This is a genomic window from Variovorax sp. KBS0712 (assembly GCF_006323185.2).
GTDB lineage: Bacteria > Pseudomonadota > Gammaproteobacteria > Burkholderiales > Burkholderiaceae_C > Variovorax > Variovorax boronicumulans.
Map to the genome: position 1 here is coordinate 1,730,361 of NZ_VCCD02000001.1, position 20,376 is coordinate 1,750,736.

General features: G+C 69.9%; 17 protein-coding genes and 1 pseudogene. 2 read left to right on the forward strand and 16 right to left on the reverse strand.

Annotation, left to right across the window (positions count from 1 at the left end; all coding sequences use genetic code 11):
• The first annotated feature begins 25 nt into the window (after nt 1–25).
• Entirely contained in the window at nt 26–265 is a 240-nt protein-coding gene (locus tag FFI97_RS07940) for a hypothetical protein (protein ID WP_139703779.1), read from the forward strand.
• 16 nt (nt 266–281) lie between these two features.
• Here the strand turns inward: FFI97_RS07940 and FFI97_RS07945 are convergent, their stop codons facing one another.
• The 4 genes and pseudogenes from FFI97_RS07945 to FFI97_RS07960 all read right to left on the reverse strand — a co-directional run bounded on the left by FFI97_RS07945 (nt 282) and on the right by FFI97_RS07960 (nt 7,372).
• A complete protein-coding gene (locus tag FFI97_RS07945; RefSeq protein WP_139703777.1) occupies nt 282–1,745 on the reverse strand; it encodes an efflux transporter outer membrane subunit in 1,464 nt (487 codons plus the stop codon).
• A gap of 25 nt (nt 1,746–1,770) precedes the next feature.
• Nucleotides 1,771–5,042: pseudogene (locus FFI97_RS07950) on the reverse strand (efflux RND transporter permease subunit).
• A gap of 40 nt (nt 5,043–5,082) precedes the next feature.
• On the reverse strand, nt 5,083–6,336 hold the full coding sequence (locus FFI97_RS07955) for an efflux RND transporter periplasmic adaptor subunit (protein WP_062479898.1): 1,254 nt from the start codon (nt 6,334–6,336) through the stop codon (nt 5,083–5,085).
• A 154-nt stretch (nt 6,337–6,490) separates the two neighbouring features.
• Nucleotides 6,491–7,372 (reverse strand): alpha/beta hydrolase fold domain-containing protein, encoded by an 882-nt coding sequence (locus FFI97_RS07960; protein WP_070060505.1) that lies wholly within the window; start codon nt 7,370–7,372, stop codon nt 6,491–6,493.
• 181 nt (nt 7,373–7,553) lie between these two features.
• Here FFI97_RS07960 and FFI97_RS07965 point away from each other — a divergent pair, with 181 nt between their 5' ends.
• Nucleotides 7,554–8,468, forward strand: a complete 915-nt coding sequence (locus FFI97_RS07965) for a LysR family transcriptional regulator (protein WP_070060504.1) — start codon at nt 7,554–7,556, stop codon at nt 8,466–8,468.
• 69 nt (nt 8,469–8,537) lie between these two features.
• Here the strand turns inward: FFI97_RS07965 and FFI97_RS07970 are convergent, their stop codons facing one another.
• The 12 genes from FFI97_RS07970 to FFI97_RS08025 all read right to left on the reverse strand — a co-directional run bounded on the left by FFI97_RS07970 (nt 8,538) and on the right by FFI97_RS08025 (nt 20,373).
• Entirely contained in the window at nt 8,538–9,002 is a 465-nt protein-coding gene (locus FFI97_RS07970) for an OsmC family protein (RefSeq protein ID WP_139703775.1), read from the reverse strand.
• Nucleotides 9,003–9,037: 35 nt separating this feature from the next.
• A complete protein-coding gene (locus FFI97_RS07975) occupies nt 9,038–9,766 on the reverse strand; it encodes an LrgB family protein (RefSeq protein ID WP_139703773.1) in 729 nt (242 codons plus the stop codon).
• On the reverse strand, nt 9,763–10,116 hold the full coding sequence (locus tag FFI97_RS07980; RefSeq protein ID WP_056581435.1) for a CidA/LrgA family protein: 354 nt from the start codon (nt 10,114–10,116) through the stop codon (nt 9,763–9,765). Before FFI97_RS07980 ends, FFI97_RS07975 begins: the two co-directional genes overlap by 4 nt.
• 54 nt (nt 10,117–10,170) lie before the next feature.
• Nucleotides 10,171–11,187, reverse strand: coding sequence for an aminotransferase class I/II-fold pyridoxal phosphate-dependent enzyme (locus FFI97_RS07985; RefSeq protein ID WP_139703772.1), 1,017 nt, complete (start codon nt 11,185–11,187; stop codon nt 10,171–10,173).
• Nucleotides 11,184–12,164, reverse strand: a complete 981-nt coding sequence (cbiB, locus tag FFI97_RS07990; protein WP_139703770.1) for an adenosylcobinamide-phosphate synthase CbiB — start codon at nt 12,162–12,164, stop codon at nt 11,184–11,186. The genes FFI97_RS07985 and cbiB overlap by 4 nt, the downstream gene beginning before the upstream one ends.
• Nucleotides 12,165–12,182: 18 nt before the next feature.
• Nucleotides 12,183–16,178, reverse strand: coding sequence for a cobaltochelatase subunit CobN (gene cobN / locus FFI97_RS07995; RefSeq protein WP_260684937.1), 3,996 nt, complete (start codon nt 16,176–16,178; stop codon nt 12,183–12,185).
• Nucleotides 16,175–16,528, reverse strand: a complete 354-nt coding sequence (locus tag FFI97_RS08000; RefSeq protein WP_062479884.1) for a DUF2149 domain-containing protein — start codon at nt 16,526–16,528, stop codon at nt 16,175–16,177. Before FFI97_RS08000 ends, cobN begins: the two co-directional genes overlap by 4 nt.
• Nucleotides 16,525–16,998 carry a MotA/TolQ/ExbB proton channel family protein gene (locus FFI97_RS08005; protein WP_139703768.1) on the reverse strand — a complete coding sequence of 158 codons (474 nt, stop codon included), beginning with the start codon at nt 16,996–16,998 and terminating at the stop codon, nt 16,525–16,527. The genes FFI97_RS08000 and FFI97_RS08005 overlap by 4 nt, the downstream gene beginning before the upstream one ends.
• The gene (bluB, locus tag FFI97_RS08010) at nt 16,998–17,696 is read right to left on the reverse strand and encodes a 5,6-dimethylbenzimidazole synthase (RefSeq protein WP_144004402.1); all 699 of its coding nucleotides are present in this window, start codon (nt 17,694–17,696) and stop codon (nt 16,998–17,000) included. The genes FFI97_RS08005 and bluB overlap by 1 nt, the downstream gene beginning before the upstream one ends.
• A gap of 5 nt (nt 17,697–17,701) precedes the next feature.
• Nucleotides 17,702–18,271 (reverse strand): cob(I)yrinic acid a,c-diamide adenosyltransferase, encoded by a 570-nt coding sequence (gene cobO, locus FFI97_RS08015; protein WP_139703766.1) that lies wholly within the window; start codon nt 18,269–18,271, stop codon nt 17,702–17,704.
• 312 nt (nt 18,272–18,583) lie between these two features.
• Nucleotides 18,584–19,366: an ABC transporter ATP-binding protein gene (locus FFI97_RS08020; protein WP_139703764.1), complete on the reverse strand. Its 783-nt coding sequence runs from the start codon at nt 19,364–19,366 to the stop codon at nt 18,584–18,586.
• The gene (locus FFI97_RS08025; RefSeq protein ID WP_095747588.1) at nt 19,363–20,373 is read right to left on the reverse strand and encodes a FecCD family ABC transporter permease; all 1,011 of its coding nucleotides are present in this window, start codon (nt 20,371–20,373) and stop codon (nt 19,363–19,365) included. Before FFI97_RS08025 ends, FFI97_RS08020 begins: the two co-directional genes overlap by 4 nt.
• Between the last annotated feature and the right edge of the window lie 3 nt (nt 20,374–20,376).

Here is a 20,376-nt window from a genome sequence, read left to right on the forward strand (position 1 = left end):
CGCTGCGGGCCGCATCCGCCAAGCCATGTCCGCCCTCAACGATCTGGCGCTGACGGTCGAGGAACGCGAGCCGGGCCGGTTCTACTGGCTCCTGCTCGAAGCCGTCCACGACACCGGCAGCACCTCCGACACGCTCGGCTACCGGCCGCTGCGGGTGGCTGCGCGCCCGCAATCCAGCTATTCGAGTGCGCTCGCGCTGGGTGCGGTGGCGCTGAAACAGGCCGCCGCCACGGCGACGCATCCGGGCCCGGGCGACCGCGCCTGAGCCCGGATCGACCCGATCAGCGGGCCGCCACCTTCTCCGTGGCCGGCACTTCCCACCCGCCGCCGATGGCGCGGATCAGCCCCACCGTCGCCTGGTACTGGGCCGACTTCACCTGCAGCGCCTGGCGCCGGTTGCGCAGCTCGCTGCGGCGCGCGTCGAGCAGGTCGAGCTGGCTCACGTAGCCATTGCGGTAGCGCGTGTCCGACAGGCTGGTGGCGCGCTGGGCCGAGGTCACGGCCTGCGCCTGCACCACCGACTGCTCCTGCAGGATGCGGATGGCCGCCAGCTGGTCTTCGACCTCCTGGAACGCCACCAGCACCTGCGAGCGGTAGCTGGCCAGTGCGCCGTCGAGTTGGGCGTTGGCGCCCTGCACGCCGGCTTCGCGGCGCCCGCCGTCGAAGATCGGCAGCGACAGCAGCGCACCCACGCCCCACGAGCGGGCCGACCACTTGAAGAGGTCGCCGATCTCGGGCGAGGCGTAGCCGGCCGCGCCGGTCAGCGAGATGTTCGGGAACCACGCGGTCTGCGCCACGCCCACGCGGGCCTGCGCCGCCATGACGGCGCTCTGCGCGGCCGACACGTCGGGCCGGCGCGTGAGCACGGTGGACGGCACGCCCGGCGGGATCACCGGCAGCGCGGTGCCCCAGTCGTCGGGCCGCATGCCGAAGCTGGACGCCGAATCGCCCACCAGCACGGCCAGCGCGTGTTCCACCTGGGCGCGCTGGCGGTCGAGCGCGAGCGCGTCCGACTCGGTGGACGACACCTCGGTCTGCACGCGCGCCACGTCGAGCTCGGCGATGTCGCCGGCCTGCTGGCGGCGCTGCGTCAGGCGCAGCGTGTCGCGGTAGGCGGCGACCGATTCGCGCACCAGCACGCGTTCGGCGTCGAGCGCGCGCAGCTGCAGGTAGGTCTGCGCCACCTCGGCCTGCACCGCGAGCCGGGTGCTCTGCAGCAGCGCCTCGCGGCCGGCCGCGTCGAGCTTGGCCGCATCGGCCGCGCCCGAGAGGCGGCCGAACAGGTCGACCTCGTACGAGAACGTGGCGCCGATGTTGGTCATGGTGCCCGGCCGGGTGCTGGCCGTGGCCTTGTCCAGGCCCGCACCGCGGTTGGCGCCGGCGCCCAGGCCGATCTGCGGCAGGCGGTCGGCCTGGGCGCTGCGCGCCAGCGCGCGGGCCTCGGCCAGCCGCGCGGCGGCGGCCTGGATGTTGGTGTTGTCGACCTCGGCGCGCTGGATCAGCGTGTTGAGCACCGGGTCGTTGAACGCCAGCCACCACTCGCCGCGCGGTTGCGCCTCGGCGGGCGTGGCCCGGGTGAAGCCGGCCGGGGCCGTGGCACCCGGCTGTTCCTTGAACTGCGCCGCGGTCGGCACCGTGGGCATGCCCGAAGGCACGCTGGCGCAACCGGCCAGCACCAGGGCCGCCACCAGCGGCAACACGGCGGCGCGCAAGGGGCGCATCAGGGTTGGGATTGCGAATGTCATGGACAACCTTCTTTCTTCTTGTCGATCAGTCATGCGCGCCATGCGAGGGGCGCGGCGAGGCCGGCACCGGGTGCAGACCGCCGCCACCGCCACCGTGCGAAGGCGCCACCGGATGGTCGGCCGACACGAAGTCGTCGCCGTGCGGCACTTCGCCGTGCAGCTTGAGCGGCCGGTTGCCCGCCAGGCGGCGCATCAGCACGTAGAACACCGGCGTCAGGAACAGGCCGAAGGCCGTCACGCCGATCATTCCGGCGAACACCGCCACGCCCATCGCCTTGCGCATCTCGGAGCCGGCGCCGGTCGAGAGCACCAGGGGCAGCACGCCCATGACGAAGGCCAGCGAGGTCATCAGGATCGGGCGCAGGCGCAGGCGGCTGGCTTCGATCGCGGCCTGGATCGGTGTCCGGCCCGCAAACTCCAGCTCCCGTGCGAACTCCACGATCAGAATCGCGTTCTTCGCACTCAGCCCCACCAGCACGATCAACCCGATCTGCGTGAAGACGTTGTTGTCGCCCCCGAGATCCACACGCCCGCCATCGCGGCCATGATGCCCATCGGCACGATCAGGATGATCGCGATCGGCAGCGTCAGGCTTTCGTACTGCGCAGCCAGCACCAGGAACACCAGCAGGATCGCCAGCGGGAACACCAGGAAGGCGGAGTTGCCGGCCAGGATTTCCTGATACGTCAGCTCGGTCCACTCGAAGCTCACGCCCTTGGGCAGCGTCTCGGCCGCGATCTTGGTGATCACGTCCTGCGCCTGGCCCGACGAATAGCCGGGGGCCGGGCCGCCGTTGATGTCCGCGGCCAGGTAGCCGTTGTAGCGCATGGCGCGTTCCGGACCGAAGGTCGAGTTGACCTTCATCAGCGCGGCCAGCGGCACCATCTCGCCCGAGGTCGAGCGCACCTTCAGCATGCCCACGTCTTCGGCACGAGCGCGGTACGGCGCATCGGCCTGGACGCGCACGGAGTACGTGCGGCCGAACTTGTTGAAGTCGTTGGCATACAGGCTACCGAGGTAGATCTGCATCGTGTCGAAGATGTCCGTCACCGGCACGCCGAGCTGGCGCGCCTTGGTGCGGTCGATGTCGGCGTACAGCTGCGGCACGTTGACCTGCCAGCTCGTGAACATGCCCGTCAGTTCAGGCGCTGCATACGCTTTGGCCATGAAGGCCTTCACCGCGACGTCCATCTGGTCGTAGCCAACCGAGGCGCGGTCTTCGATCTGCAGCTTGAAGCCGCCGGTCGTGCCCAGGCCTGCCACCGGCGGCGGCGGGAACATCACGATGAACGCGTCCTGGATGCTCGAGAACGCACCGTTGAGCTGGCCGGCCACCGCACCGCCGCTCTGGTCGGCACGCTTGCGCTGGTCGAAGGGCTTGAGCGTGGCGAACACGATGCCCGAGTTGGAGCTGTTGGTGAAGCCGTTGATCGACAGGCCCGGGAAGGCAATGGCGTCTTCCACGTTCGGGTTCTTCTTCATGATCTCGCCCATGCGGGTGATCACCTCTTCCGTGCGGTCGAGCGTGGCGCCGTCGGGCAGCTGGGCAAAACCGATGAGGTACTGCTTGTCCTGCGCCGGCACGAAGCCGCTGGGCACCGCCTTGAAGAGGCCGAAGGTCACGCCGACCAGCGCCAGGTAGATCACCAGCATCAGCGTCTTGCGCGAGATCACGCGCTTGACACCGCCGCTGTAGGCCTCGGAGCCGCGATGGAAGAACTTGTTGAAGCCGCGGAACAGCCAGCCGAAGGCCTTGTCCATGCCGCGCGTCAACGCGTCCTTCGGCTGGTCGTGGCCGCGCAGCAGCAGTGCCGCAAGAGCGGGCGACAGCGTCAGCGAGTTGATGGCCGAGATCACCGTCGAGATCGCGATGGTCACCGCGAACTGCTTGTAGAACTGGCCCGTGAGGCCGCTGATGAACGCCAGCGGCACGAACACGGCCACGAGCACCAGCGCGATCGCAATGATGGGGCCCGACACTTCGCGCATCGCGCGGTACGTGGCCTCGCGCGGCGTGAGCCCGGCCTCGATGTTGCGTTCGACGTTCTCCACCACCACGATGGCGTCGTCCACCACGATGCCGATCGCCAGCACCAGCCCGAACAGGCTCAGCGCGTTGATCGAGAAACCGAGGATGTGCAGCACCGCGAAGGTACCGATCACCGACACCGGCACAGCCAGCAGCGGAATGATCGACGCGCGCCACGTTTGCAGGAACAGGATCACGACCAGCACCACCAGCGCGATGGCTTCGAGCAGCGTGTGGATCACCGATTCGATCGATGCGCGCACGAACTGCGTCGGGTCGTAGGCGATGCGGTATTCCAGGCCTTCCGGCATGTTCTTGTTGAGCTCTTCCATCGTCTTGCGAACGTTGGACGAGATGTCGAGCGCATTGGAGCCCGGTGCCTGGAACACGCCCATGCCGACGGCCGGGTCGTTGTTCAGCAGCGAACGCAGCGAGTAGTCGGCGGCGCCCATTTCGAGGCGGCCGATGTCCCGCAGGCGGGTCACGGCGCCGTCGGTGCCGCTCTTGACGATGATGTCGCCGAACTCTTCTTCGCTCTGCAGGCGCCCTTGCGCATTGATCGACAGCTGCATGTCCACGCCCGACAGGCCTGGCGAAGCGCCGACCACGCCGGCCGCGGCCTGCACGTTCTGGCCACGGATCGCAGCCACCACGTCGGAAGCCGACAGACCACGCTGCGCGACCTTCTGCGGGTCGAGCCACACGCGCATGGAATAGTCGCCGCCGCCGAAGATCTGCACCTGGCCCACGCCTTCGATGCGCGCCAGCGGGTCCTTGACGTTCAGCACCGCGTAGTTGCGCAGGTAGTTGATGTCGTAGCGGTTGTTCGGCGAGACGAGGTGGACCACCATCGTCAGGTCGGGTGCGCTCTTGACGGTCGTGATACCGAGGCGCCGCACTTCTTCAGGCAGGCGCGGCTCGGCTTGCGAGACGCGGTTCTGCACCAGCTGCTGGGCCTTGTCGGGATCGGTGCCGAGGCGGAAGGTGACCGTGAGCGTCATCACGCCATCGGTCGTCGCCTGGCTGCCCATGTAGAGCATGCCTTCGACGCCGTTGATCTGCTCTTCGAGCGGCGTGGCCACCGTTTCAGCGATCACCTTCGGGTTGGCGCCGGGGTACGTTGCGCGCACCACCACCGAAGGCGGCGCGACTTCCGGGTACTCCGAGATCGGCAGACCGCGCAGCGCAATCAGGCCGGCGATCAGCATCAGGAGTGACAGCACGCCGGCAAAGATCGGCCTGTCGATGAAGAATTTTGAGAGATTCATGTTGGTTCTCCGGCGGGCGCCAGGGCGCCCTCCTCCGAAATCAGGACTTCGCGGCCTCGGCCACGCGTTCCGGTTGTTGTTGCTTCGTATCGAGCTTGGCGTCCATGGTCACGGTCTGCGGCACCACCAGCGCACCGGGGCGGATGTGCTGCAGGCCGTTCACCACCACGCGATCGCCGGCCTTCAGGCCCTTGCTCACCACGCGCAGGCCGTTGATGGGCGCGCCCAGCGTCACCTCGCGGTACATGGCCTTGTTGTCGTCGCCCACGACCATCACGAACTTCTTGTTCTGGTCGGTGCCGATGGCACGCTCGCTCACCAGCAGCGCGGTGTCGTTGCGGGCCTGGCCCATGCGGATGCGGGCGAACTGGCCGGGAATGAGCGCGCCGTCCTTGTTGTCGAACGAAGCACGCACACGCACGGTGCCGCTGCGGGCGTCGACCTGGTTGTCGATCAGCTGCAGCTTGCCGGTGAAGGGCGTGCCCTCGAGGCCCGCGGTGCCCATCTGCACGGGGATCGTGTCGATCTGGCCGCGGGCGCCGGCGTTGGCCGGCAGGTCCTTCAGCGCACGGGTGATGACCTGCTCGTCGGCATCGAAGCTCGCGTAGATCGGGCTCACCGACACCAGCGTGGTCAGCACGGGCGCGCCGGGGCCGGCGGCCACCAGGTTGCCCACCGTCACTTCGAGCTTGCCGATGCGGCCCGACACCGGTGCGCGCACCTGGGTGTAGCCCAGGCTCAGGCGTGCGGTCTGCAGCGAAGCTTGCGCGGCGCGCAGGTTGGCTTCGGCTTCGCGGCCGGCGTTCACGCGCTCGTCGAGTTCACGTTGCGCGATGGCCTGCTCGTCCCACAGGCGGCGGGCACGTTCCTGCTCGCTGCGGCTGAAGGCCTGGCGAGCCTGCGCCGACGCCACCTGCGCTTCGGCACGCTCCACTTCGGCGGCGTACGGCGCCGGGTCGATGGTGATGAGCAGGTCGCCCTGCTTCACCAGCGCGCCTTCGCGGAAGTGCACCGCCTGCACGGCGCCTGCCACGCGGGAGCGCACGTCGACGCGTTGCACGGCTTCGAGGCGGCCCGAGAACTCGTCCCAGGCGTTGATCTCGCTCGACGCCACGGTGGCGACCGACACCGGCGTGCCCTGTTGCGCGGCGACCGGGGCGGTCGCCTCGGCCTTGAAGCTGTACATGCCCACCACCGCGGCGGCCACGGCCAGCACCGCGGTGAGGCCGGTCACGGCGGGCCACAGCCCCTTGCGGGTGATGGAAGACAGCGATTGTTCGTTCTTGTTCGACATGATGGTTCGTCCTTCTCGATGACTTTTTCGGGATGCAACGGGCCATCCCGGCGCCGGCGGCGTCAGGAGGCGGAATTCAGAGAACAGAAAGCCCTGCCACCCGCCTCTGTGGAGGCGGCGGCTTGGTTCAGGGGCGGAGCGGACCCTCGCGGGCCTAGCTGGGCTCAGGGACCGCCGGGGGCGGTGTGGTGGCGCTGAAGAACTCGCGGAAGTGCTGCTGCACGCTGGCTTCGCAGGATGCGCATCCCACGGCCTCGGTGTCGTACAGCGCCTTGGGCCAGTTGTCGGCGCCGGTCAGCACGCTGCTCGTGACCTCGATGCCGGCCGAGCGCAGGCGGCCCGCGAAGGTCATGGCCTCGTCGCGCATCGCGTCGTCGGGCCCCACCAGCACCAGCGCCGGTGCCAGGGCGGCCAGCCGCAGCGATCCGCTGGGCACCGCATAGGGGTGCGTGGCGTTCGAGGGACAGCTCAGGTACTTGGCCCAGCCCGTGGCCCAGCGGCACTCGGCGGCGTCGTTGGTCGCGTTGCGCAGCGAGGCAGTGCCGGCGCACGGGTCGAGCATGGGCGACAGCAGGATCTGGCCCGCCAGCGGCGGATGGGCGCGGTCGCGGGCCACCAGGGCCACGCTGGCCGCCAGGTTACCGCCGGCCTCTTCGCCGGCCAGGTACACCTGGGCGCCCTTGCCGCCGAGCTTCACGCGCTGCTTGTAGAGCCATTCGAGCGCCGCATAGCCCACCTCGACCGGCTCCGGGAACGGGGCCGCCGGGGCCAGCGGGTAGTCCAGCGAGACCACCACCGCACCCGCGCCGGCCAACAGCCGGGCCACGTTGCGGCCGTTGTCGAGGTTGCCGCAGATGAAGGTGCCGCCATGGAAATGCAGCACCAGCGGCACGGTCTCGCCCCGCGGACGCTGACCGTAGACACGGGCAGCCACGGGCTCGCGGCCGGGCAGCTCGATCGACAGATCGGACTCCACGCCTTGCGCCGCGGCAAGCGCAGCAGCTTCAGCGGACCGGGACGATGGACGGGGTGACATGGGCGACCTCAGGGGGATGGGCGATGGTTGAAATATAAGGCGCTACAAGCGCGTTGAAACAGGAAACACAGCCCTACTCTGTTTCCAAACGGAGAACAATCGGGCATACCGTAGGGGCGCATTCCTTGTGTGAGAATCCGCCTCCTTCCGGCACACGCCGGTCTCCCTGAACAGGCATTCGATGGATCAAATCCAGGCAATGCGGATCTTTGTCCGCGTGGTCGAAGCCGGCACCTTCACCCGTGCCGCCGACTCTCTGGCCCTGCCCAAGGGCACCGTCACCAAGCAGATCCAGGCGCTGGAATCGCGCCTGCGCGTGAAGCTGCTCAACCGCACGACGCGGCGCGTCACCGTCACGCCCGACGGCGCCGCCTACTTCGAGCGCGCCGCACGGCTGCTGAACGACTTCGACGACATGGAAGCCAGCATGACGAATGCGCAGGCCAACCCCACGGGGCGGCTGCGCATCGACGTGGGCACCTCGGTGGCGCAGCAGATCATCCTGCCCAACCTGGCCAGCTTCTGCGACCGCTACCCCGACATCCAGGTCGACCTGGGCGTGAGCGACCGCACCGTCGACCTGATCAGCGACAACGTCGACTGCGTGATCCGTGCGGGCGAGCTCAGCGACCAGTCGCTGGTGGCGCGCCGCATCGGCACCCTGCACTTCGTCACCGTGGCCTCGCCGGCCTACATCAAGCGCTATGGTGCGCCGCAACATCCGAACGACATCGAGAAGCGCCACCACGTCGTGAGCTACTTCTCGGGCACCACCCGGCGCGTGTACCCGCACGAGTTCAAGAAGGGCGACGAGTACATCGAGCTCAACGGCCCCTACCGCGTGTCGGTCAACGAAAGCAACGCGCACATGACGGCCGTGCTCGCGGGCTTCGGTTTGTCGCAGTGCATCACCTTCACCGCCGAGCCGCTGCTGGAAAGCGGCGAACTCGTCGAGGTGCTGGCCGACTGGCAGCGCGACCCGCTGCCGATCCATGTCGTGTATCCGCCGAACCGGCACCTGAGCGCGAAGGTGCGGGCGTTTGTGGACTGGGCGGCGGATCTGTTTGCGAAGAATCCGCGGTTGCAGAGGCGCTGAGGGGCGCCCTTCCCGCCCTCCTCTCAGGGCTGGATCAGCGCTGCCAGCGCGTGCGGAGAGCGATTCTTGTCAGTAGACCGGCTCGCACCGCACCTCGGTCTTCACCGAATTCGCAATGAAACACTCCTCATGCGCCCGATGGTGCAAGTGTTCGATCTGCTCGCGCGTGGGCAGGTTCTCGCCCGAAAAGCTCACCTGCGGGTGCAGCGTGACGACAGTCATCGCCATCTTTCCTTCGGCGTTCTTCTCCATCACGCCCGTGGCCGCATCGACATAGCGGTCGACCACGAACTTGCGTTTCACCGCCATGGTGAGGAACCACAGCATGTGGCAACTGGACAGCGAGGCCACGAACATTTCTTCCGGGTCGACCGCCGACGCGTCGGAGAACGGCAGCGGCACCACGTGCGGCGACGAGGAGCCCGGCACCTGCGCGCCGCCATCGAAGCGCAGCACGTGGTGGCCGCTGTAGGTGTTGGCCAGGAAGTCCTGGTCGTCCCGCTCCCAGACGATCTCGGCGGTGTACTCGGACATGGGTCGTGCTCCTCGATGGATGGAATGAATGAATGTCAGACGGTCATCAGCTTCACGATCAGCGGCACCAGCAGCGCGGTCGCGATGCCGTTCAGCCCCATCGCCAGCGCAGAGAACGCGCCCGCGGTCTCGTTCACCTGGATGGCGCGCGCCGTGCCGATGCCGTGCGCCGCCATGCCGACGGCAAAGCCGCGCACCGCGGGTTCCTTGATGCGCAGCAGATTCAGCAGGCCCGTGGCCATGATCGCGCCCGAGATGCCGGCGATGGCCGCGGCCACGGCCGCCAGCGACGGCAGGCCGCCGATCTTCTCGGCCACGCCCATCGCGATCGGCATGGTGGCCGACTTGGGCGCGAGCGACATCAGGAGCTCGCGCGAACCGCCGAGCACCCAGCCGATGCCGATGGCCGACACGATGGCGGCCACCGAGCCCACCAGCAGCGCCACGCCGATCGGCAGCCACAGGCGCCGCAGCCGACCGACCTGGCTGTACAGCGGCACGGCCAGTGCCACGGTGGCCGGGCCGATCAGGAAGTGGACGAACTTGGCGCCCTCGAAGTACGTGTCGTACGGCGTGCGCGTGAGCAGCAGCACGCCCACGATGACGATCACCGACACCAGCACCGGGTTGACCATCGGGTTGCGCCCGCTGCGCGCATGCAGCCACAGCGCGCCCAGGTAGGCCAGCAGCGTGAGCGACAGCCACAGCAGCGGCGACTGGGCCAGGAAGACCCAGATTTCAGACAACTTGACGGGCGTGTTCATTCGGCGTCCTTGCCCGTGATGCGGATCATCCAGCGCAGCGTGAGCGCGGTCACCGCCATGGTGAAGGCGCCACCCACGACGCCGGCCGCCAGGAACGGCAGCCACTCGCGTCCCACGCGCTCGAAATGCAGCATGACGCCGGTCACCGCCGGGATGAACAGCAGCATCAGATTGCGCAGCAAGTGGCCCGAGGTGTCGGTCAATTCCTGCGGCACGCCGCCGCGCACCAGCAGGCCGACGAACAGCAGCAGCATGCCGATCAGCGGACCGGGAATCGGCAGCGACAGCCACTGCACGAGCAGTTCGCCGGCAAGCTGGCACAGGAAGAGCGTGGTGATGGCGTAGAGCATGGGCCTGTTCGTTTTCCTTTTCTTGAGACGGCCCTATTGTGGTGCGAGGTGCGTTCAGCCGCTGTGTCGTGCGGCGCTGGCCCTCGCCCACGCGGCCTTCAATGCGTGCTGGCTGGCCGGCGGCAGCACGCCCAGGCGCAGGTGCCCCGGCAGGCCGAAGGAGGCGCAGTCGCGCAGCTTGATGCCCTCGGCGCGCAGCGCGGCGGCGCGGGGCGGGTACGGCACGTCGGGCTGCGCACCGAAGAAGTTGGCGTCGCCGGGCAGCACCTGCCAGCCCAGCGATTCGCACACGGCGCGCTGCCGTGCCTTCCAGTCGCGCAGGATGTCGAGGCTGCGCGCCAGCCAGCCTTGCGCTTCGTCGCTGGTCCAGGTCGTGAGCAGCGCCACGCCGTGTGTGCCCAGCGGCCACGACGGCGCAAGACGTTCGAATCGTTCCAGCAGTGGACCTGCAACGTCGCTGTTCGCAGGTGCGATGGCGTAGGCGGCGCGGATGCCCGTGAGGCCCATGGCCTTGTTCGGTGTCCACAGCTGCCAGAGGCGGTCGCGCTGTGCGGCGTCGTGCGAGGGCTGGCCTTCGAGGCGCAGCGGTTCGTAGGCCATGTCGAGCACGCAGACGGCATCGCTCGCGGCATGCTGCGCGATGTCGGGTTGCGACTGGCCGAACGGGCTCGACGGTTCGCAGCACCAGCGCAGCGCGGCGCCGTCGGCCTCCTCAGGTGCGCGCTTCACGCCGAGGCCCCAGGCCTGGGCCGAACGTTCGTAGTCGCCGTAGCTGTGCGCGGGCAACCAGACCTCTTCGCCACCGCGTTGTGCCACAACCGCGCTGATACGGTGGATGAATTCGCTCGCGCTCGCGGCGATCGCGATGCGCTCCACGGCCACGCCGTGGAAATCGGCAAGCGCGGAACGCAGCGCGGTGTAGCGCGGATCGGGATAGTGCGCCGCGTCGACTTCGCGCAGTGCAGCCAGCGCCGCGGGACACGAGCCGACCGCGTTGCCGTTGGTCGAGAAGTCGTGCGGCGCGGCGCCGGTCTCGTCGGGGCCGCCGTGCACCATGGATTGATTCGTCATGCCCACCTCGCCAGCAACGGCGACAGCATCGCGAGCGAAGCGATCACCGCCAGCCCCCACGCCGCCCGTTCACCGAGCTGCGCGGTGCGCGCGGTGTCGGCCGACGTGGCAGCGCGCCCTTCCCCGTTCAGCGCATAGACACCCGGCTTCGCGAGCCGCACGCCCAGCAGCAGCGCCATCGCCCCCATCGGCCAGCCGCTGTTGGGCGACGGCGTGCGGCGCGCCTCGCGGGCCACGCCGCGCGGCCAGCGGCCGGCCGCGAGGGCCAGCAGCAGCACGGTGAGGCGCGCGGGCAGCCACGAAAGCACGTCGTCGGCGCGCGCGGCCCACTTGCCGAACCAGGTCCAGTCGCGCCCGCCGCGTTCGCCGCGGTAGCCCCACATGGCATCGGCGGTGTTGGCGAAGCGGTAGAGCGCCGCGCCCGGCAGGCCGAACAGCACGAACCAGAACACGGGCGCCACCAGCGAGTCGTTGAGGTTCTCGGCCAGCGACTCGATGGCGCTCTCGCGCACTTCGCGCTCGCTCAGCACCGAGACATCGCGGCTCACGAGGCGCGCGAGCCGTGCACGGCCCGCCTCGAGCGATTCGTCCAGCGCGGTCTCGACCGCCAGCACCTCGTCGCGCAGCATGCGCCATGCAAAGAGCGGCTTGAACGCGAGCCCGAGCACCACGGCCATGCCCCAGACCGGCAGCCATTGCATCGCCAGGCTCTGCACCGCCGACGCGACGGCGAACGCGGCCATCGCGCCCACGCACCAGCTGAGCGCCCCCATCGCGAAGCCGGGCAGGTCGCGCGGCTTCGCGTCGGCCGCGCGCGGTGCGAGGCGGCTGCCCATCCAGTCCAGGTAGCGCCCCATCCACACGACCGGATGCAGCGCGGCGGGCGGCTCGCCCAGCCAGCGGTCGATGGCCAGCGCCAGCCACAGGGCGGCGACCAGCGCGAGGGCGAAGACGGTGAAGGGATCGAGCGCGGGCATGGCAGGCATTCTCGTGAATCAGGCGGCAGGCACGGCCCGGCCACGCCGCCATTGCACCAGCGCGCCGAGGGCCAGCAGCAAGGCTGCGCCGAATGCGGCGAGCAGGCGCGGCAGCACGGCGGATGGCGGCGGGGGCGATGGGGTGTCGGCGACGGGCTTCAGCTGGAGGCCGGCCACCGGTTGTGCGAGGTCCGCTGCGGCGGGCGATGCGGGTGCGGGCTGGCTCGCTTCGACGGGCGCGACGGCGGGTGCGGCGACGACCGGTGCAGGAGCAGTGACAGGCGAGGGCACCAACGCAGCCTGCGCAAACCGCTGCACCGCCTCGTTGCGTTCCCGCAGCCCCGTGGCGCGCACCGCCTCCGTGTAGGCCTGCGCCAGTTCGCGCCGCGTCGCGGCATCGGGCGTCCAGTAGTTCAGCCGCACGGCATCGAGCATGCGTTCCAGCGTCTGCGCGAAGGCGGCGCGGTTCTCGCGTTCCAGCCACTGGCGCGTGCCGAGCTTGTAGGTGTCGCGCACATAGACCTCGTGCAACGACTGCCAGTGGTCCGCGCGCACGGCGGCGGGCGCGGTCGCCTGCCAGCCCCAGAGGAACTGCGCGGTCTTGAGCACCTGCAGCGCGCCGCTGTAGCCCTCGGCCTTCTGTGCCTCGATCCATTGCGGGTGCAGGTAGCGCGTCTGCATCTCGCGCGCGATGGCGCCGGCGACGGTGTCGGTGCGCACGGCTGCACCGTCGCGCAGGTTCTGCACGTACAGCGCCGGGTCCTTGCCCGTGAGATGGCGCACGGCCAGCGCGATGCCGCCCAGGTACTGGAACGGGTCGTCGTTGGTCAGCACGCCGTAGAGGTTGGAGGTGCGCGCCATCAGCGCCGCATCGACCTGCGCGAGGTTGCCCGCGAAGGCGCCCGGGCGCGTGGCGCCGTCGAGGCCGCGCCCGTAGGCGTGGCCCATGCGGTCCATGTAGAGCCCGGCCATCTGCGCGTCGCCGCCGCCGCGCTGCTGGCCCTTCCAGAGTTCGGTGGCGAGCACCGCTTCCTCGAGCCCGGCGCCGTAGCTGCCCTGTTCGTTCGAGAACACGCGCGCGGTCGACCAGCGCCGCGCCTCGGCCGCCGTCGCGCCCCCGGCGCGCAGCGTGCGCGCCATCGCCTCGCTGTGCTGCGCGACGGCGTTGCCGGGCTCGTCGAGCGCGGCCACCTGCTGCACGGCCTCGTCGAGCCAGCGCATCACGTGCGGGAACTGGTCGCGGTACGAACCGGTGACGCTGATCAGCACGTCCATGCGCGGCCGCTTCAGCACCGCGGCCGGCACGATCTCGATGCCGACCATGCGCCCGGCCTCGTCCCAGCGCGGCTTCACGCCCAGTGCGTGGAAGGCCTGGCTCTCGGTCACGCCCTGGTGGCGCGAGGCCTCGCCGGCCCAGAGCGTGAAGGCGATCTTCTGCGGCGCACGGCCGCCGTGGGTGCGGGTGTGCGCGGCGATCCAGTCGTCCATCGCGGCGACGCCGGTGTCCCAGGCGGCACGCGTGGGCACGCGGCTGGGGTCGAAGCCGTAGAGGTTGCGCCCGGTCGGCAGGCTGTCGGGGTCGCGCACCGGGTCGCCGCCGTAGCGCGATGTCAGATAACGGCCGTCGAGCGCGGTGAGCAGGCCTTCGATTTCCTCGTTGTGGGCCAGCACGGCGTCGAGCGCGCGGGCCCGTGTGGCCAGGGTGCGCAAAGGTTCAGAGTCGGCCGTGTCGCTGCCCGCCAGCACGGCCTCCAGCCAGCGCGCGGGCTTCGAGGCCGCGATGCCCTGCGCATCGGTGAGGAACATCTCGTCGAGGTCTTCGCCCATCGCCTGCGCCACGGGTTTGCCGAGGATCTGCAGGATCGTCTGGCGCCGCCGCTGCGCATCGGGCGCCTCGCCGAAGGTGGCCAGGCCCAGCGGCTGCGCGGTCTGCGCCAGCTCGTCGAGGTACGGATGCAGCACGGCGATGAAGCCGGCGAAATCGGCGCGGATGCGCGCGGGCGTCCATTGCAGGTCGCGGTCGTAGTGCTGCGCGACGAAGTCGGTGGTGAGGCGCCGTTCCAGTGCGGTCTTCACCGCGCCGGGCGACAGCGTTTCCCAGTCGTGCAGGCGGTCGTGCATGTCCCGCACGCCGGGGCGGAAGCCCGCGGGCGTGAACATGGGCGTCGAGTGGCTCACCATCGTCGCGCGGCCGCGGCGCTTGGCGGTCGTCGCCTCGCCGAGGTTGTCCATGATGTACGGGTAGACGTTGGGCACGTCGCCCAGCGCGAGCAGCGGATCGTCCTGCACCGAGAGCCCGCGCTCCTTGCCCGCCGACCATTCGACCGTGCCATGCGTGCCCACGTGCACCAGCGCGTCGGCGCCGAAGCGGCTGCGCAGCCAGAGATAAGTGGCGAGGTAGCCGTGGCTCAGCGGCACCGCCGCGCGGTGGTACACCTGCTGCGCCTTGTCGGCCACCTGCGTGCCGGGCTCGAAGCGCGGCGGCTGGCGCAGCACGACCACCTGGCCGAACTGCACGCGCGGCACTACGAAGGCCGGTGCGCCGGCCACGGGCCGCAGCATCGTCGAGGCCTCGGGCGGGCCCCAGTAGGCTTCGATGCGGCGTTGCGTGTCGGAAGGCAGCGCGCGGAACCAGGCGAGGTACTGCGACAGCGGCAGCGTGTCGGCCAGGCCCTGGTCGAGCAGCGGCTGCAACGCATCACCGCCCTGCGCGGTCGGGTAGTAGGCCTTCATCGTGGCCTGCACCTGCGCAATGACGGCGTCCGCGCCCGGCGCCTCGGTGCGGTAGCCGGCCGCCTGCATCGCGGACAGCATCCGGTCGACGCTGCGCGGCACGTTGAGGAACGACGCGCCGAAGTTCGCCTCACCCGGCGGGTAGTTGTAGACCAGCATTGCCACGCGGCGCTCGGCGGCGGGCGTGCGCCGCAGGCGCAGCAGCGCGGCGGCCTTGTCGGCCACGGCGTCGAGCTGCGCGGGCAGCGGCTGCAGGCTGCCGGTGGCGGCGTCGCGCGCGGTGACCAGCATCGGGTCGGTCATGCCTGCGAGTTCGCTCGGGCTGTAGTAGGCCGCGATGTCGGTCTGCGCCAGGCCGTCCTTGCTGCGCGCCCATTGCGCCGCGTCCATGGCCAGCGAGGGCAGCGTCTGCAGCACGGGCACGCCGATGCGTTCGAGTTCGGCCTTGCGCTCGTTCGGACTGAACACCAGCGCGGCGTTGATGAGGAGATCGGCCACGCGGCGCTCGTGCTCGCCCTCCCCCGAGTGCGTCATGCGAAAGAACAGGTCCTTCTGCTGGCGCGGGCCGTAGAAGGCGTAGGCGCGCAGGCCACGCTGCGCGAGCGTGCCGATCAGGCCGTCGAGCCAGCCGGTGTCGTCGCTGGTGAGCGTGGCGCTGTTGACGGCGATGGCGACGGTGCCCTGCCCGCTCGGCAGTGCTTCGACGGCCGCGATGCTGCTTTCGACGCGCGGCCAGTCAGGGTGATAAAAGCCCGCGAGCGGCAACGGCACGGGGTCAGGGAGTCCGGCTGAATCGCCGACCCGCGCCATCGCCTGCACCGAGGCCTTCAGGTTCGCCTCGCCCGGAAAGCGCCAGTAGGCGCGCAGGCGCTGCGCCCAGACCGCATCGACGCCGCGTTCGGCCGCGAGCGGTGGCACCTCGGGTGGGTTCTGGCCTTTCGCCACGAGCGCGAATTCACCGATCTGTACATAGGGAACGGAGGTTCGCGCAATGACATCGCCGAAGCGCGCCGCCGCCGACTGCGCGACGCTGAGGTGCGGCGCATCGATGACCAGCAGGCGCGCGCCATCGAGCGCGGCAGCCAGTGCCTCGGGCGTGTCCTGCGCAGCCGACACCACCTGCAACGGCACGCCGGCCGCACGCGCTGCCGTCTGCAGCCGCACCACGCGCGCAGGCGACACCAGCGCCGTGCTCAACACCACGACACGCGACCCGGCCGCCACCGCAGGCTGCGCCATCAGGCACAGGAACCCGAGCCAGAAGACGAAAAGCCGCGTCACTTCCCGCCCGACGCCGGCACCGCATCCGCCGGCACGTAGATCATCGTGCCGTCCTTCAGGCGCCAGGCGGTGCCGGCCTTTTCGCCGTCGCCCTGCCCCGTTGCGCCGCTGGCCTTGAAGCGCGTGACCTTCCGGCCTTCGCGCGTGATGATCTCCATGTCGGGCTGGCCCTCGTGGCGGATGACCGTCACCTTGTCCTGCGAGAACGGGTTCACCGGGTTGTTGATGACCGCGATCATCAGCATGCCGATGACGACCATGAAGACGTCGATCAGGTTGATGGTCGAGAGCACGGGGTCGTCGTCGTCGCTGTCCAGGCTGCTCAGGATGGAGAACTGGCGCCGGCTCATGACAGCCGGTCCCGCGCGTCGAGCAGCGTCACCAGCTCGCGCATGAGCCAGCGGCGGCGCACCGTGTAGACCACGAAGGTGATCGAGGCCGAGGCCAGCGCCACGATCACGGCCGCGAACGCGGGCGCCAGGCTCTGCGCCACGCCCTGCGATTCGCCCGAGGCCACGGCCACGAGCGCCGGGCCCATCGGGATCATGGTGGCGATCAGCCCCAGCATCGGCGCCACGCGGCTGCACAGGCGCACGCCTTCGAGCTGCTTGAGCACGACCAGCTCCATCTGTTCCTGGCTGGCCTGGGCGTGGCGCTGCAGCACCAGCGCACGCGACGGGTCACGCCGGCGCTGCCACCACTCGATGCCGAAGGCGCCGAGGCAGTACACCGCATAGACGAAGGACAGCAGCACGCCGAGCGTCACGGGCCAGAGGAACAGGCGCGCGAGCTCGAAGAGAACGGTGTCGAAGGCCAGCATCAGGTGGGCTCCACGCAAGAAGATGAAGTGGAAGAAGAATCGAACAGGTCCGACGGCCGGCCCCAGCTTTCATCGAACACCAGCGAGGCCAGCGGCGCGCGCCGGGCCCAGCGTTCGCGCTGCAGCATCGGCTCTTCGTAGAACGCATGCACCGGGCCCAGGCACAGCAAGGCGATCGGCTCGGCGCCTTCGGGCAGACCGAGCAGCATGCTCAGCTCGGCGGGTTCGAACAGCGACACCCAGCCCATGCCCAGCCCCTCGGCGCGCGCGGCGAGCCAGAGGTTCTGGATCGCGCAGGAGGCGGAGGCCAGGTCCATCTGCGGCAAGGTGCGGCGGCCGAACACATGCGGCTCGCGGCCGTCGGCCAGCGTCACCACCAGCAACTCGGCCGCGTCGAGCACGCCCTGCACCTTGAGGCGCATGAACTCGTCTTCGCGCTGACCGAGCGCGCGAGCGGTGAGCACGCGTTCGCGCTCGACCACCTCATGCAACTGCCGGCGCAGCCCTTCGCCGCGCACGCGGATGAAGCGCCACGGCTGCATGAAGCCGACGCTGGGCGCGTGGTGCGCGGCGTCGAGCAGGCGGCGCAGCACCTCGGGCGCCACCTCGCCGCCCGCGAAGTGGCGCATGTCGCGCCGCTCGTGGATGGCGCGGTACACCGCCTTCGCCTCGTCGGCCGCGAACGCATGCGCCACCATCGGGGTCAGTCCTCGATGCCGCGCTGCGCCGGGATGCCGGCCTTGAACGCGTGCTTGACCATCTGCATCTCGGTGACGGTGTCGGCCAGCTCGATGATCTCGGGCGGGCAGCGGCGGCCGGTGAGAGCGACGTGCACGTGCTTGGGGCGTGCGCGCAAGGTCTCGAGCACGCCTTCGAGCGGCAGCCAGCCGTAGATCAGCGGGTAGGTGATCTCGTCGAGCACCACGAGGAAGAAGTCGCCCGACAGGATCGCGGCCTTGGCCTTTTCCCAACCGTCGCGCGCGAGCTGGCCCGAACGTTCGAGGTCCTGGCTCTTCCAGCTGAAGCCATCGCCCAGGCCTTCGATGGGAATGCCGATCTGCTCGAACATGCGGTGCTCGCCGAAGCGCGCCGAAGGCACCTTCATGAACTGGTAGATCTTCACGGCCTTGCCGCGGCCGTGTGCGCGCAACGCGAGGCCGAATGCTGCGGTGCTCTTGCCCTTGCCGTCGCCGGTGTTGACGATGACGATGCCGCGGCGTTCGCCTTCGGGCTTTTCGTAGGGCTTTTCGCTGGGAGGGGCTTCTATTTGCATGAGGTTTTCCGTTTGCTTGTGTTCTTGGCGCTGTCGTTCAGGGCGTGTGCACAGGCCACCGGGTACTTCCCTCCGCGAATGTCCCCCGGCCTGCGGCCTCCTCCTTGATTTCGCTGCGGGAAGCACCCAGTGTCCTGCGCACGGGAAGCGGCGCTGGTGTGCGGCCGATCAATGACCGCACTGCCCCACGCTCACGCCGATGGGATGCCTTGCGCAGCGAAATCAAGGGGGAGCCCGAAGGGCGGAGGACATTCGCGGAGCAAGGTGCCCCGTCGGCGGGAGCGCGCCCCGAATGACTTGATGCGCGAAGCTTCATAGCGGCAATGCGATCCACTGGTCCGCCACGCGATGCACGCGAATGCGATGGTCGAACACCTGCTCCAGCGCCTGGTGAGTCTCAGGGTCGGAACAAGCACCGTGATGCGTCACCCGCCCCCGATTCATCACCACCAGTTCATCCGCAGCCAGCGCCATCGGCAGCTCGTGCAACACGCTGACCACGGTGCGGCCTTGCGCGACCAGTTCGCGTGCCGTCTGCATCCAGTCCGCCTGATGCGGTGGATCGAGGTTGGCCAGCGGCTCGTCCATCAGCAGCAGCTCGGCCTCGACCGCCAGCGCGCGCGCCAGCAGCACGCGCTGGCGTTCGCCGCCCGACAGCTGCCCCAGCGGACGGTCGCGCCAGTCCCAAGCCTGGGTGCTGCGCAGCGCGCGTTCGACGGCATCGCGATCAGCGTCGCTGGGTGCCGCGAGCCACCGTTGGTGCGGCAGGCGTCCGAGCATGGCGACGTCGTAGACCATCAAATCGTCGGCACTGCCCTCGCCCGTGCCGCTCTGGCCCAGCCAGGACAGGCGCCGCGCGCGCACGCGGGCCGGCACGGCGGCTTGCGCCTCGCCGAAGAGCCGCACTTCGCCGCGATGTGCGAGCAGACCTGCCAGCGCTTTCAACAACGTCGACTTGCCGGCACCGTTCGGCCCGACGATGCTGGTCCAGCGGCCGGCTGCCAGCGACAGGTCGATGCTGTGCAGCACCTCGACCGACCCGAGCGTGGCGCTGAGGCCATGCGCTTCGAGCGCGGCGGATGGCGTGCGGCTCATAGGCCGCCTCCCTTCGCGCCGCGCCGGTGCATCAGCCACAGCAGGTAGCTGCCGCCGAGCACGGCCGTGAGCACGCCCACTGGCAGCTCCTGCGGCGCAATCAGCCAGCGCGCCAGCAGGTCGGCGGCCATCAGCAGCAGCCCGCCCATCAACGCCGACAGCACGATCAGCCGCGCATGCGTGGTCTTGACCACCGAGCGCACCAGGTGCGGCGCGGCCAAGCCGACGAAAGCGATCAGGCCGGTCTGCGCGACGGCGGCACCAGTCGCCAGCGCCAGCACCGCCACCAGCGCGGCGCGCATGGCGCCCAGCGGCAGGCCCAGGCTGCGCGCCGTGGCCTCGCCGAGCGCGAGCCCGTCGAGCACCGGCGCGAGCGCCCAGGCCAGCAGCAGGCAGGCCGCGCCGACCGCCGCCATCACGGCGCAGGCGGCCCAGCCGACCAGCCCGGTGCTGCCGAGCACGAAGCCCTGCAGCGCCTGAAGAATGTCGGCCGAGGCGATGGTGATCAGATCTTTGGCGGCGCCCAGCACCACGCCCACGATCACGCCCGCCAGCAACAGCCGCAGGGTCTGCTGCACGCCGCGCGCCAGCGTGAGCGTGAGCAGCACCGCGGCCACCGCGCCGACGAAGGCCGCGCCGGTGAGCCCCAGGCGCATCACCCATTGCGTGCTGGTGACGGAGCCGCCGAAGAGCATCAGCGCCAGCGCCACGGCGAGCGACGCGCCCGAGGCGCTGCCCAGCAGGTACGGATCGGCCAGCGGGTTGCGGAACAGGCCCTGCGCCACCGCGCCCGCAAGCCCGAGCAGCGCGCCCGCCAACCACGCGCCGAGGGTGCGCGGCAGGCGAATGTCCCACACGATCTGCAGCGCCACCGGGTCGTGCCGCGCGGACAGCAGGCTCTGGAAACCGGTGCTGCCAATGCCCAGGCCGAAGAGCAGCAGCGCCGCGCCCAGCACCAGCAGGCCGGCACCGAGCAGCAGCACGCGACGCAGGTGCGCGGAATGCATGCC